General features: G+C 73.3%; 15 protein-coding genes. 8 read left to right on the top strand and 7 right to left on the bottom strand.

Annotated features, from left to right (window positions below; translation table 11 throughout):
- The first annotated feature begins 13 nt into the window (after positions 1-13).
- The 6 genes from AB0B39_RS04315 to AB0B39_RS04290 all read left to right on the top strand — a co-directional run bounded on the left by AB0B39_RS04315 (position 14) and on the right by AB0B39_RS04290 (position 5,818).
- The gene (locus AB0B39_RS04315; protein WP_357490941.1) at positions 14-961 is read left to right on the top strand and encodes a hypothetical protein; all 948 of its coding nucleotides are present in this window, start codon (positions 14-16) and stop codon (positions 959-961) included.
- 12 nt (positions 962-973) lie between these two features.
- Positions 974-3,223, top strand: a complete 2,250-nt coding sequence (locus tag AB0B39_RS04310) for a heavy metal translocating P-type ATPase (protein WP_357573475.1) — start codon at positions 974-976, stop codon at positions 3,221-3,223.
- 75 nt (positions 3,224-3,298) lie between these two features.
- A complete protein-coding gene (locus AB0B39_RS04305; protein WP_139583988.1) occupies positions 3,299-3,472 on the top strand; it encodes a CsbD family protein in 174 nt (57 codons plus the stop codon).
- 160 nt (positions 3,473-3,632) lie between these two features.
- Complete coding sequence (locus AB0B39_RS04300) at positions 3,633-3,980, top strand: helix-turn-helix domain-containing protein (protein ID WP_234589654.1); 348 nt, start codon at positions 3,633-3,635, stop codon at positions 3,978-3,980.
- On the top strand, positions 3,977-4,246 hold the full coding sequence (locus AB0B39_RS04295) for a hypothetical protein (protein WP_357573474.1): 270 nt from the start codon (positions 3,977-3,979) through the stop codon (positions 4,244-4,246). Before AB0B39_RS04300 ends, AB0B39_RS04295 begins: the two co-directional genes overlap by 4 nt.
- Before the next feature lie 123 nt (positions 4,247-4,369).
- On the top strand, positions 4,370-5,818 hold the full coding sequence (locus AB0B39_RS04290; RefSeq protein WP_357573473.1) for an alpha/beta hydrolase: 1,449 nt from the start codon (positions 4,370-4,372) through the stop codon (positions 5,816-5,818).
- A gap of 75 nt (positions 5,819-5,893) precedes the next feature.
- Here the strand turns inward: AB0B39_RS04290 and AB0B39_RS04285 are convergent, their stop codons facing one another.
- From AB0B39_RS04285 to AB0B39_RS04275, 3 genes are all read right to left on the bottom strand, one after another.
- Positions 5,894-7,156, bottom strand: coding sequence for a DUF6596 domain-containing protein (locus AB0B39_RS04285; protein WP_357573472.1), 1,263 nt, complete (start codon positions 7,154-7,156; stop codon positions 5,894-5,896).
- On the bottom strand, positions 7,153-7,509 hold the full coding sequence (locus AB0B39_RS04280) for a YciI family protein (protein WP_357573774.1): 357 nt from the start codon (positions 7,507-7,509) through the stop codon (positions 7,153-7,155). Before AB0B39_RS04280 ends, AB0B39_RS04285 begins: the two co-directional genes overlap by 4 nt.
- A 148-nt stretch (positions 7,510-7,657) precedes the next feature.
- Positions 7,658-8,899: a DUF2786 domain-containing protein gene (locus AB0B39_RS04275; protein ID WP_357573471.1), complete on the bottom strand. Its 1,242-nt coding sequence runs from the start codon at positions 8,897-8,899 to the stop codon at positions 7,658-7,660.
- A gap of 138 nt (positions 8,900-9,037) precedes the next feature.
- Between AB0B39_RS04275 and AB0B39_RS04270 the strand changes: the two genes are divergently transcribed.
- Positions 9,038-9,529: a DUF2243 domain-containing protein gene (locus AB0B39_RS04270; RefSeq protein ID WP_357573470.1), complete on the top strand. Its 492-nt coding sequence runs from the start codon at positions 9,038-9,040 to the stop codon at positions 9,527-9,529.
- Entirely contained in the window at positions 9,526-10,368 is an 843-nt protein-coding gene (locus AB0B39_RS04265) for a cytochrome c oxidase assembly protein (protein WP_357573469.1), read from the top strand. Before AB0B39_RS04270 ends, AB0B39_RS04265 begins: the two co-directional genes overlap by 4 nt.
- Here the strand turns inward: AB0B39_RS04265 and AB0B39_RS04260 are convergent, their stop codons facing one another.
- From AB0B39_RS04260 to AB0B39_RS04245, 4 genes are read right to left on the bottom strand one after another with little or no spacing between them, the layout of a single operon-like run.
- On the bottom strand, positions 10,369-10,647 hold the full coding sequence (locus AB0B39_RS04260; protein WP_357573468.1) for a hypothetical protein: 279 nt from the start codon (positions 10,645-10,647) through the stop codon (positions 10,369-10,371).
- A gap of 14 nt (positions 10,648-10,661) precedes the next feature.
- A complete protein-coding gene (locus tag AB0B39_RS04255) occupies positions 10,662-11,741 on the bottom strand; it encodes a hypothetical protein (protein WP_357490923.1) in 1,080 nt (359 codons plus the stop codon).
- Positions 11,725-12,066, bottom strand: a complete 342-nt coding sequence (locus tag AB0B39_RS04250; RefSeq protein ID WP_357573467.1) for a hypothetical protein — start codon at positions 12,064-12,066, stop codon at positions 11,725-11,727. Before AB0B39_RS04250 ends, AB0B39_RS04255 begins: the two co-directional genes overlap by 17 nt.
- 3 nt (positions 12,067-12,069) lie before the next feature.
- Positions 12,070-12,516: a YbaB/EbfC family nucleoid-associated protein gene (locus AB0B39_RS04245; RefSeq protein WP_357573466.1), complete on the bottom strand. Its 447-nt coding sequence runs from the start codon at positions 12,514-12,516 to the stop codon at positions 12,070-12,072.
- Positions 12,517-12,583: the final 67 nt, after the last annotated feature.

The raw sequence follows: 12,583 nt of genomic DNA, 5'->3' as shown, positions 1-12,583 counted from the left end.
CGGGAGGCCCGGGATGAACACCGTGACCAGAATGGGCGGGTTCGCCCTCGGTCTCGCGGCGGTCTTCGGCGCGGCGTACGGGGTCGGCCGGGTGGTCGATCCGATCGACCCGGTCGCCGAGAGCCGGCCCGGCGGCGGCGCCGCCCACGGCCCGGGCCCCACCGTGCACGACGAGGCGGCCGAGCGGGTTCCCGGCGGCCTGCTCGTCTCCGATCGTGGCTACACGCTCGTTCCGGTCGCTGCCCCGGCCGGCGAGTTCGCCTTCCAGATCGGCGGGCCGGACGGCCGCCCGGTGACCAGGTACGACGTGGCGCACGACAAGCGGATGCACCTGATCGTCGCCCGGCGGGACCTGTCCGGCTTCCACCACGTGCACCCGGACCTCGCCCCGGACGGCACCTGGCGGGTCGACACCCCGCTGGACGGCCCGGGGCAGTGGCGGGCGTTCGCCGACTTCACGCCCACCGGGGGTGAGGCGCTGACCCTCGGCGTGGACGTGACAGTCCCCGGTGAGCTGACCGAACGGCCGCTGCCCGCCCCGGCGACCAGCACCACGGTCGACGGCTACACAGTCACGCTGGCCGGCGTGCCGCAGCCCGGCCGCACCTCGTCACTGGCCCTGAGCGTCAGCCGCGACGGGCGACCGGTCACCGACCTGGAGCCCTACCTGGGGGCGTACGGGCACCTGGTGGCGCTGCGCCGGGGCGATCTCGCGTACCTGCATGTACACCCGGACGGAACACCCGGCGACGGACGCACCCGGCCCGGTCCGGAGATCTCCTTCTCCGCCGAGGTGCCGTCGGCCGGCAGCTACCGGCTCTACCTCGACTTCCGGCACGGCGGGCGGGTGCACACCGCCGAGTTCACAGTCGTCGCCGGCACCGCCCCGACCGGGGGCGACCCCACCCCGAGCGGGCCGGCGCCGACCGAGCACGGCACCCCCGGCCACGGGCACAACTGACGGGACCAGACGATGACCACCACCAGCAGACCACTGCCCGAGGCGCCGAACCGGATCGAACTGGCCATCGGGGGGATGACCTGCGCCGCCTGCGCCGCCCGGATCGAGAAGAAGCTGAACCGGATGGACGGGGTGAGCGCCACCGTCAACTACGCCACCGAGAAGGCCACCGTCCGGTACGTCGACAGCGTCACGCCTGACGACCTGATCGACACGGTGCAGAAGACCGGCTACACGGCGGCCCTGCCGGCTCCGCCGACGACCGAGCAGCCGGTCGACCCGCTGCGTGGGCCGCGTACCCGTCTGTGGGTGTCGGCGGTGCTCAGCGTGCCGGTGGTCCTGCTGGCCATGGTGCCGCCGTGGCAGTTCGACTACTGGCAGTGGCTCTCGCTGACCCTCGCCGCCCCGGTGGTGGTCTGGGGCGGGCTGCCGTTCCACCGGGCCGCGTGGACCAACCTGCGGCACGGCGCCGCGACAATGGACACCCTGGTCTCGCTGGGCACCCTGGCCGCGTTCGGCTGGTCGCTCTGGGCGCTCTTTCTGGGCGACGCCGGGATGCCCGGGATGACGCACCCCTTCCGCTTCGACATCACCCGCACCGACGGCGCCGGCAACATCTATCTGGAGGCGGCCGCCGGGGTGACGGTGTTCATCCTGGCCGGGCGCTACTTCGAGGCCCGATCCAAGCGGACCGCCGGGGCGGCCCTGCGCGCCCTTCTCGAACTCGGCGCCCGGGACGTGGCGGTGCTGCGCGACGGCGTGGAGACCCGGATCCCGGTGGACCAGCTCGCCGTCGGTGACCGGTTCGTGGTCCGCCCCGGCGAGAAGATCGCCACCGACGGGGTCGTCGACGAGGGCACGTCCGCAGTCGACGCCAGCATGCTGACCGGCGAGTCGGTGCCAGTCGAGGTCGGCCCGGGCGACGGGGTGGTCGGGGCGACGATCAACGCGGGCGGCCGGCTGGTCGTCACCGCCACCCGGGTCGGCGCGGACACCCAGCTCGCCCGGATGGCCGACCTCGTCGAGCAGGCGCAGAGCGGCAAGGCGGCCGTGCAGCGACTGGCCGACCGGATCTCCGGCGTCTTCGTTCCGATCGTCATCACCCTCGCGGTGGGCACCCTCGGCTGGTGGCTGGGCACCGGCGCTGGTCCGACCACCGCGTTCACCGCCGCCGTGGCCGTGCTGATCATCGCCTGCCCGTGTGCGCTCGGCCTGGCCACGCCGACCGCACTGCTGGTCGGCACCGGTCGGGGCGCTCAGCTCGGCGTGCTGATCAAGGGCCCGGAGGTGCTGGAGTCGACCCGCCGCGTCGACACGGTCGTGCTGGACAAGACCGGCACCGTGACGACCGGCCGGATGACGTTGGTGGACGTGGTGCCGGCCAACGGCGAGGACCGGGCCGAGTTGCTTCGACTCGCCGGTGCGCTGGAGGCCGCCTCCGAGCACCCGATCGCCCGGGCGGTCGCCGCCGGCGCCGCCGAGGCCGCAGCGTTGCCCCCGGTGACCGACTTCGCCAACCTCGAAGGGTTGGGCGTCACCGGCACGGTCGACGGTCGGAGCGTGCTGGTCGGCCGGCTCCGGCTGCTGCGCGAGCGCGGTGTCGACGTACCGCCGGAGGTCGATCTGGCCGTGCGGGACGCGGAGGCCGCGGGGCGTACGGCGATCGTCGCCGGCTGGGACGCACGGGCGCGGGGCGTGCTCGCGGTCGCCGACGTGGTCCGGCCGACGAGCCGGACGGCCGTGGCCCGGTTGCGCGCCCTGGGGCTCACCCCGGTCCTGCTGACCGGCGACAACCCCACCGTGGCCGCTGCGGTCGCGGCCGAGGTGGGCATCGACGAGGTGATCGCCGAGGTGCTGCCCGCCGGCAAGGTCGACGTCGTCCGGCGGCTTCAGGCGCAGGGGCGGTCGGTGGCGATGGTCGGTGACGGGGTGAACGACGCGCCGGCGTTGGCCCAGGCCGATCTGGGGTTGGCGATGGGCACCGGCACCGACGTGGCGATCGAGGCGTCCGATCTCACCCTCGTCCGGGGTGACCTGGACGCGGCGGTGGACGCCATCCGGCTGTCCCGGCGCACGCTCGGGATCATCCGGGGCAACCTGTTCTGGGCCTTCGGTTACAACGTGGCGGCCCTGCCGCTGGCCGCCGCCGGCCTGCTCAACCCGATGATCGCCGGTGCCACGATGGCGCTGTCCTCGGTCTTCGTGGTGGCCAACAGTCTGCGCCTGCGCCGGTTCCGTTCGGCAGCCGATCTCGGATTGTGACGACGGCGATGGTTGGGCGGCGGACGGCGGGGGTACTGCTGAGGTCGTAGCGACGCTCGCAATGGAGGTTGGCACATGGGTATCGATGACAAGATCAACAACGCCAGCGAGGACGCGGCCGGCAAGCTCAAGGAAGGCGCCGGTCGCGCCACCGACAACGAGCAGCTCGAGGCCGAGGGTCGCGCAGACCAGTCCACGGCCAAGCTCAAGCAGGCGGGCGAGAAGATCAAGGACGCTTTCAAGAGCTGACGTACGACGTAACCCGCACGCCGGGCCGGTGATCACTCACCGGCCCGGCGTGCTGTGTGTCCGGGGTCGTGAACCCTGAGATCCCCCTGATTCCCCTCGTCGTCCACACCGCCGTGCGGCCACACCTGCTAACTTCTGTTGGCATGTGCAAGGGCTGGTTATGAGTGCCGCTCCACCGCCGACCGGCGACGACCTGGTCCGGATGCTGGCCACCCTGGCCAACCCGCACCGACTGCGGGTCGTCGCCGCGCTGGCGCGGGAACGTGCCTATGTCAGCGGGCTGGCCCGGCAACTGGGCATCAGCCGAGCGCTGTTGCAGGTCCACCTGAGGAAGCTGGCGGCGGCCGGGCTGGTCACCGCCCGCCTGGAGTTGTCGGAGGACGGGAAGGCCATGAACTACTACGAGGTGGAGCCGTTCGCGCTCACACTCACCCCCCAGGTCATCGCGGCGGCGGTCGAGACGCTGACCGTGCCCGACTCGACCGAGCAGCCCGGAGCGGACCGATGAGCGAGCACGACTGGACCGAGGTCGTCGGCGCGATCGGCATCTTCGGCTTTCTGATCAGCGTGGTCACGGTGACAGTCGTCCAACTCGCCAAGACCCGGCGGGCCCGGTACGAGACGGCCCGGGCGGACGACTACCGCCGGCTCGCCGAGACGGCAGCCCAGGCCCAGGCCGAGAACGCCCGCCTGCTCACGGCCATGGACGGCCGGCTGGGCGGGATGGAAACCCGGATGGCCACGCTCGAACGCGTCCTGCGCGAGGTCGACTGACCGCACCGGACGAAGGTCCCGGGCCGTCGAGCGGCCACTCGACGGCCCGGGTGGAAGCAGCATCACCTCGCCCAGTGGGCGAGTTTCACCGGTAACGCTCCTTCGGGGAGAGGACAGCACCCCATGCCGCACGTACGCAAATCCGCCCTCGCCTGGGCGGTGGCCCTGGCCCTCACGACCGCCGGCCTGACCCCGGCGAGCCCGGCCGCCGCGCGACAGGCCATCGACTGGCAGCCCTGCCCCACGGACGCCACGGCCGACTGCGGCACCCTGTCGCTGCCCGTCGACTGGAACCAGCCCCGGGGCGAGCGCTTCGACCTGGCGTTGGCCCGCCGTGCCGCCACCGACCCGGCCGCCCGCACGGGTGCGCTGGTGTTCGGTCCCGGTGGACCCGGCGACAGCGGGGTCGACCGGGTGGTGACCGGAAGTTCCCGGTTCAGCGCCGAGCTGCGCCGCCGGTTCGACGTCGTCAGCTTCGACCCGCGCGGCACCGGCCGCAGCCATCCGGTGCTCTGCGCCCGGGAGTTGCTCGCCCGGCAACCGCAGCTGATCGCCGACCAGGCCCAGTTCGACGCCACGCTTGCCGGCAACGCGCTGCTGCGCGCCGACTGTCGGGCTCGCACCGGCCCGCTCTACGACCACGTCGACACGACGAGCGCCGCCCGCGACCTCGATGCCGTCCGCGCCGCCCTCGGCGAACGGCGGCTGACGTTCCACGGCAGCTCGTACGGCACCCTGCTCGGTCAGCGCTACGCGGAGCTGTTCCCCGACAAGGTCCGGGCCGTGATGCTGGAGGCCGCCGTGGACCACAGCCTCGGCGTCCGCGCGTTCGTCGACACCCAGGCGGTCACCGCCGAGGACGCGTTCGACGAGTTCGTCGCCTGGTGCGACAGGTCCGCCGACTGCGTCCTGCACGGTCGGGACGTCCGGGCGATCTGGGCCGGGCTGCACGACCGGGCCCAGCGTGGCCTGCTGACCGATCCGGACCGCGCCGGGGCCGCACTGCCCCCGTTCGAGCTGAGCCGGCTCGCGCACAAGCAGCTCTACGACACGGGGCGGTGGCCGGGCCTGGCCGAGTGGATCGGGAAGCTCCAGGGCGCCGCGACACCGGGCGTCAGCGCGCGTACGGCGGATGCCGTGGCGCCGTACCCCTTCGCGGTCTTCTGTCAGGACTGGGACCTGCCGGTCCGCGACTACCGCGAGTACGCCGCACACGTGCGCCGGGCGGCCCGGCTCGCGCCCGACCTGCGCTACCCGCCGGCGCTGTTCGCCCTGGTGACCTGCCTGGGCTCGCCGACCCCGGTCGCCGACCCGCAGCACCGCCTGCGGGTCCGCAGCGACGTGCCGCTGCTGCTCGCCGCCACCGTGCACGACCCGGCCAGCGGCTACACCTGGGCCACGAACGTGGCGCGGCAGCTGGGTCGGCACGGAGTGCTGCTGACGTACGAGGGTTGGGGCCACGGCAGCTACACCACCAGCCCCTGCGTGGGCCGAGCCGTCGACGCGTACCTGATCGACCAGGTGGTGCCCGCCCGGGGCGCCCGCTGCCCGGCGGTCGACGTGTCGAGCTGACCGACACCCCGGTCGCCGCGCGGCAGCGCCGTGCGGCGACCGGGCCGTGCCGTGGTCAGCGCAGGACGCGGTACGTCAGGCGCGGGACGGTCGGCCCGCCAGCCGGGCGGCTCTCCGCTCCAGATAGCGCTGCTCGGGAAGGCTCGTCGTGCCACGTGCCGCCGCCAGGTACGCCTCCCGCGCGGCGCCCGGCTCCCCGGCCAGCTCCAGCAGGTGCGCCCGGACCGCGGCGAGCCGGTGGTGCCCGGCCATCCGCTCGTCGGCGTCCAGCGGCGCGAGCAGGGCGAGTCCCGCCCGCGGACCGTCCACCATGGACACAGCCACCGCCTGGTTGAGGGTGACCATCGGGTTCGGGGCGAGCCGGGCCAGCAGCCGGTAGAGCGCCACGATCTGCGGCCAGTCCGTCTCCGCCGCCGTCGGCGCCTCGGCGTGCACCGCCGCGATCGCCGCCTGGAGCTGGTACGGGCCGGGTGGCGACCAGGTCAGCGCCTCGGTGACCAGGGCGACTCCCTCCGCGATGGCGCCGCCGTCCCACCGGGTGCGGTCCTGCTCGGTAAGCGGCACCAGCTCGCCGTCCGCGCCGACCCGGGCCGCCCGGTGCGCGTCGGTGAGCAGCATCAGCGCCAGCAGACCTGTCACCTCACCGTCGTCGGGCAGCAGCCCGTGCAGGACGCGGGCCAGCCGGATCGCCTCGCCGGTCAGCTCGGCCCGTCGCAGGTCCGGTCCGCTGGACGCGGTGTACCCCTCGTTGAAGATCAGGTAGAGCACCCGGAGCACGGTCCGCAGCCGCTCGGCACGCTCACCCGGCCCGGGCATCAGGAACCGGGCACCGGCCGCCTCGATCCGCTGCTTGGCCCGCCGGATCCGCTGACTCATCGTCGCCTCGGGCAGCAGGTGCGCCCGGGCGATCTGGGCGGTGCTGAGCCCGCCGACCGCCCGCAGCGTCAGCGCCACCTGCGCCGAGGGTGCCAGCGCCGGATGGCAGCAGAGAAAGAGCAGGGTGAGGGTGTCGTCGGCGTCCGCCACCGCCGGCTCCGCGTCGGCCGCCGGCGCCACCTGGGCGTACGCCGGCTCGCGCCGCGTCACCGCCACCTCGCGGTCCCGGCGGGCGCTCTCGCTGCGCCACTCGTCGGTGAGCCGGCGGGTGGCCACGGTGAGCAACCACGCGCGCGGGTTGTCCGGTACGCCCTGTCCGGGCCACTGCGTCGCGGCGGCGAGCAACGCCTCCTGGACGGCGTCCTCGCACCTGTCGAACTGGCCGTGCCGGCGGACCAGCAGGCCGAGGACCTGCGGCGCGAGCGTGCGCAGCAGATCCTCGACCGTCCGGTCGTCGGTCACATCTCCGTCCCGGCCTGTTCCATGACCGGGCGGACCTCCATCGCCCCGCCGAAGCGCACGTCCGGCCACCGGGCGGCGATCTCGGCGGCCCGCTGCGGGCTGTCGCAGTCGACTGTCAGGTAGCCGGCGAACTGCTCCTTGCTCTCCATGAACGGCCCGTCGACGATCTCCGGGTGACCGCCGGCGAGCCGGACCGTCTGCGTCTGCGACGGATCGGCCAGCGCCTGGCCGTCGACCAGCTCGCCGCTCTCGGTCAGCTCCTTCATGATCGTGTCCACCTCGCCGAACAGGGCGTTACGGTCCTTCTCGGGCAGCCCCTCGGTGAAGCCGGGCCGGTTCCAGATCAGCAGCATGTACTTCACGGCGATGCTCCTCGCTTGGCTGGTCGCTCCCCGGGCGGGGTGCGGCTCACCGGAGGGTCGGAGCCGACGCCCCGTTCCCTACCGCGTACCGAAGAAAATCGCAGAAATACTCTCCGGCGGTGGTCCCACGCCGTGCGGATCAGGGCCGGCCCGGCACCTGTCGGGGCCGCTGGCCGCCGCCGACGTCCAGCGCGGCCCGGTCGGCCGCCGAGGTGCCGGACGACCAGCCCTCGGCGTCGCGGACGCTGAGCCGGTGCCGGGTGACGCCCGGAAAGAGGGCGCCCAGCCGCTCCTGGACCGCCTCGCCGCGTGCGGCGAGCACCGGCAGCAGGCGTTCCGGCCCGGCCGTCTCGGCAGCCGCCTGGTCGGCCGCCTCGGTGGCGGCGCGCAGCCGCTCACCGATCCGCAGCGCGAACGCGTTGAGGAAGGACTCGTCCCACACCTTCGTCCGCCGGCCGGACCCCGGCCGGCGTTCGGCGCGACCGCGCAGCATGGCGGCGGTGGCCTGCACCAGCAGCGAGGTGTAGAGCAGCTCCACCGCCACGAGATCCGCCGGCCACCCCAGCACCGTGGTGAAACCGAGGTCGTCGGACCAGACCGCCTCGCACCGGTTCGCCGCCGCCACCTCCTGCACCAGCAGCGCCTTCGCCCCCGCGTACGGGGTCTCGGTGCCCAGCCGCACCCCGCCCGGCAGGTCGCCGCGCTCCGCCCCGGCCGCCAGCAGCGCCTCGTCGATGCTGTGCCGGGCGATCAGCTCCTGCGCCTTCCCGGTCAACGCCTCCGCCTCGGCCGGGAAGGTGGTCGACTCGGCCTTGGCGAGCAGCGCGCGTACCCGGTCCAGCATCGGCGACCCGCTGCGGCCCGTACCGGCGGTGCGGGGGACCGCAGCCCCGGTCGAGCCGGGCGGCGGGCGCAGCACCGCGATCGGCGGCAGGCTCTCCACCAGGGCGAGCACGTCGACCGCGGCGCGGAGTGCGTCGACCCGGTCCAGTCCCTCCGCGGCGGTCCAGGCGGCCAGCAGGTCGTGGCCGTCGTCCCGGCCCTCGGCGGCCAGCGCGCGCAGCTGGTCGTCCCACCAGTCGGGGACCGGCCCGGCCTGCTCGCGTCGCTGGGCGGCCAGCGCGTCCCGGACCAGCCGGGCCGCCCGCGCGTCGAGCCGCCGGGCGGTGATCCGGTGCACGTCGACCGGCTGCCAGCCGCGGGGCCAGAGCTGCCCGAGGCCACGGACCAGCCGACGCCGCAGGGCAGCGTCCACCACAGTGGCGCTGTCCGTCGCGCCGGTGCCGACCATCAGTCGGTCCAGCTGCCGTTCGGCCTGTCGTACGTCGGTGCCGCGCACCGCCGCGAGCGCGTCGGCGACGAGTTCGTCCGCGTCCGGCACAGGCACCTCCTCCGGTCTCCGTTGCCGGCGAGGCATCCGGCCCGCCCACCCAATGATCATGCCGGCAGGGCTCCGGCGGGCATGACTCGGCCAGTTTGGGGTAGTTCGGCCCTGACCCGGGTGGATGCGAGGTGTGTGGTGGTCGACAGCAGCCTGCCGCGGGAGCGTCCGGTCGCCGTGCCGGACGGCCGGTCGTCCACGCTAGCGGGCGTCCTGATCGGCGTCGCGATCATGGCCGCCGTGGACGAGATCGTCTTCCACCAGGTGCTGGCCTGGCACCACTTCTACGACCGGTCCACCCCGTCGGTGGCGCTGCTCTCGGACGGGCTGCTGCACGCCGCCGAGGTGATCGCCTTGGTCGGCGGGTTCTTCTGGTTCGCCGATCTGCGCCGACGGCTGGTCCTGTCACCACGGCTGGCCTGGGGTGGTTTCCTGCTCGGCGCCGGGGGATTCCAGCTCTTCGACGGGCTTGTCGACCACAAGGTGCTCCGGGTGCACCAGATCCGCTACGGCGTACACCTGCTGCCGTACGACGTGGTGTGGAACGTGGGCGGCGCGGTACTGCTGCTGGCCGGCGCGGCCCTGGTCTGGTGGACGCGGTCCCGCCGACCGGGTGACGGCCCCCGGTGACGGCAGCAGCTCCGGGCCCGGCGGCATGGGCGCACGGAGGCCACCCGGCGGACGGGCCGGGCTGGTTGCCGCTGTTCCCGGTCGCGGTGCTGGCCGTCGGCTACCTGCTGGCCGCCGTACGCGACACGCGCGGCTGGGACCATCGGCGAACCGCCGCCTGGCTGGCCGGCTGTGCCGTGCTGGCGGTCGCGGTCGGGCCGCTGGCCCACCTCCCGGACGACCCGCGCGGGCACATGGCGCAGCACCTGCTGCTCGGCATGCTGGCGCCGCTCGGGCTGGTCCTCGGCGCACCGGTGACGCTGCTGCTGCACGTCGCGCCCACCTCGACGCGTCGGCGGGTGGGCCGGCTGCTGCGCGCCCGAGGGCTGCACCTGATCGCCCACCCGGTCACCGCGGCGCTGCTGAGCACGGGCGGGCTGGCGCTGGTGCTGCTCACCCCGCTGTACGCGGCGGCGGAACGCCACCCGGCCCTGCACCACGGCGTGCACCTGCACTACCTGGCCGCGGGCTACCTGTTCGCCTGGTCGCTGGCCGGGCCGGACCCGGCGCCCCGCCGCCCCGGGCTCGCCGTGCGGGTCGGCGCGCTGCTCGGCGCGTCAGCCGGTCACGCCGCGCTCGCCAAGTATCTCTACGCGCGGGCCGGCAGCCTGCCCCCGGGGCTGACCGACCCGGACGCCGCGGCGTTCCGGTCGGCCGCCCAACTCATGTACTACGGCGGTGACATCGCGGAGCTGCTGCTGGCGGTGGCACTCTTCGCGACCTGGTACCGCCGCCGCCCACCCCTGGTGAGCAGGAGGTTCGCGTCACGACAGGATGCTGCCGTGACGCGAACCTCTTGATCAACTCTGCGCGGACGGGGCCGCCAGGGCGGCGGTGAGCCGCCGGAAGAACGCGCGGATGTCGTCCTCGCTGTGCGGCGTCTCGGCCTGGTCGTTCAGCGGGCCCGAGTAGCGCAGCGCCTGCTCCAGCGCGTCCCGCGTCACGGCCCGGTCACCCGGGTAGAGCCCGGCGGCCACCCCGTCGGCGACCCGGGTCACCACCGAATCGTCGAGCGTCCTGTCGAACTGGACCCCGTACAGGATCCCGTTGACGTGGCCCTTCCAACTGTCCGTACCCATGCTCGTCGACTCCCCTAGAAGATCCGGCCGCCATCCCAGCCCAGAATCGGAACCCCGTTGACGCCGTTGCGTTTGAACTCGGCGTCGAGATTGGCCATGTGGCTGGGCTCGGGCTGGTAATGACCGCTGCGCGCCGTGGCGTACTGGACCCTACCGTCCTTCACGACCAGCTCGCCGGCCGCGGCGACCGGGTTTCCGCCGCCCAGAGTGGAGTGGTGGAAGTCGCCGACCCGCTGGTAATTGGACGCGTAGAGATTGCCGTTGCGGTCCATCACGAAGATCGCCTGACCGTTTCCGCTGAACACGGTCTGCGCGCTCGACGTGTCGAACGGCTCGCCGTTGCGTGCGCTGCGCAGCACTCCGTCGCTGTCGAAGAAGACCCGGTGCTGTTCCAGCTCCTCGGGGCTGAGCCGGCGTACGGCCGTCGGAAAGTGTCCTCCGGGCAGATGCTCGTTGCGGTACTTGTCGAGCATTCCCTTGGTGTTGGAGTAGCGCGGGGTGGTGTGCGGGCCGGGCACGCCGGGCCGCTTCGGACCGCCCCGCTTCGCGCCCTTGCGGGCGAAACGGCGCAGCAGCGTCTTCGCGCGCTTCAACAGCTGCGGAATGATCTCCTTGACGACCCGTTCGATGACCTCCTTGATGACCCGCTGGATCGCCATCCGGGCCAGGCCGATCGAGACGGGGATCTGGGCCAGCGACGCGCCGAAGCTGGGTGCCGCCGCCGCCAACGCGATCGCCACCTGAATGACCAGGATCGTCAACTGGACGATCACGATGATCTTCTGCGTCAGGGTGATGATGGCCATCACCAGCAACGCCATGCCGATCAGTTCGGCCGCCTGCGCGCCGTCCTCGATGCGGCGCGGCGCACCCTCCTCGCCCTGCCACGCCTGCTCGAACGCGCGGATGTCGTCGCCGCTGTTGGTGGTGCTGACCTGCGCCGCGCCCGCCTGGGCCTCCCCGGCGGCCGTGCGCAGCCGGCCGGCGAACGCGAACCACAGTTGGGACGCCTCGAACAGCAACTCTTCGTCGGCGGTCGGCCAGGTGAAGCCGACCCAGCCCAGCGCCTCGGCGAGTTCAGGAGGTAGCTGCATACCCACTGGGCAGCTCCATCCTCGTGAAGAGTTCCGCGTTGGCGAGGTCGGTCGCCTCGTGCGCGTCGGCACCGAGGTCGAGGTTCTCGGCGGCCTCCAACAACTGGTCGGCCATCGACCGGTACACGTCGAGCGCGTGCGTCAGGACCTCGACGTACACGGCTCCGAAGAGGGAGCCCGCCTCGTCGGCGCCCCAGGGGTTACCCGACCCGTTCACCGTCGACTCGAGGCCGCTGACCGCCTCGCCGAGCTGCTGGCCGGTTGTCGCGATCGACGCGGCGGCGGCGTGCAGAGCGTCGACGTCCACCTGGATTCCGTCGGACATGGCTCAGCGACGATCCATCCGGCGGGTGGCCGCGTCCAGGTCACCGATCATCTGGTGGAAGCCGCGGAACGCCTCCGCCGAGACCCGTTCGAGCTGCTGGGTGAGGGCGGCGCTGTCGACCTGGGCCCCGGCCGTCAGGTCGGCCCGGCGAGCGCGCTCGTCGGCCTGCGCCGCCTGGACCGCCTCCAGGACGTACTCGGCGATCGTGCTGGTGCCGGCCCGGGACAGGCTCGGGTCGATCACCAGCGTCTGGAGCGCACCGAACGCGGAGACCTCCGCCTCGACGAGACCGTCACCGCCGGTGCCCCGCCCCACCATCTGCTCGGCGTCCGGCACCTGCCCGTCGGCGTCGCCCGGCTGCGCCGTGACAGCACCCGATGCCTGGCTCAGCAGGCGCATCGCCTCTTCGAGCGAGCCGCTCAGGCCGGACGGATCAATACCGCTCGCCATGCTCGTCCCCCCACGTCCGCAGTCCACCGTCGGTGCACGACGGTACCAATGCGAAACGCGTACGCGT

It is taken from the genome of Micromonospora sp. NPDC049114 (assembly GCF_040648635.1).
Taxonomy (GTDB): domain Bacteria; phylum Actinomycetota; class Actinomycetes; order Mycobacteriales; family Micromonosporaceae; genus Micromonospora.
This window is presented reverse-complemented; position numbering and strand designations above follow the sequence as displayed.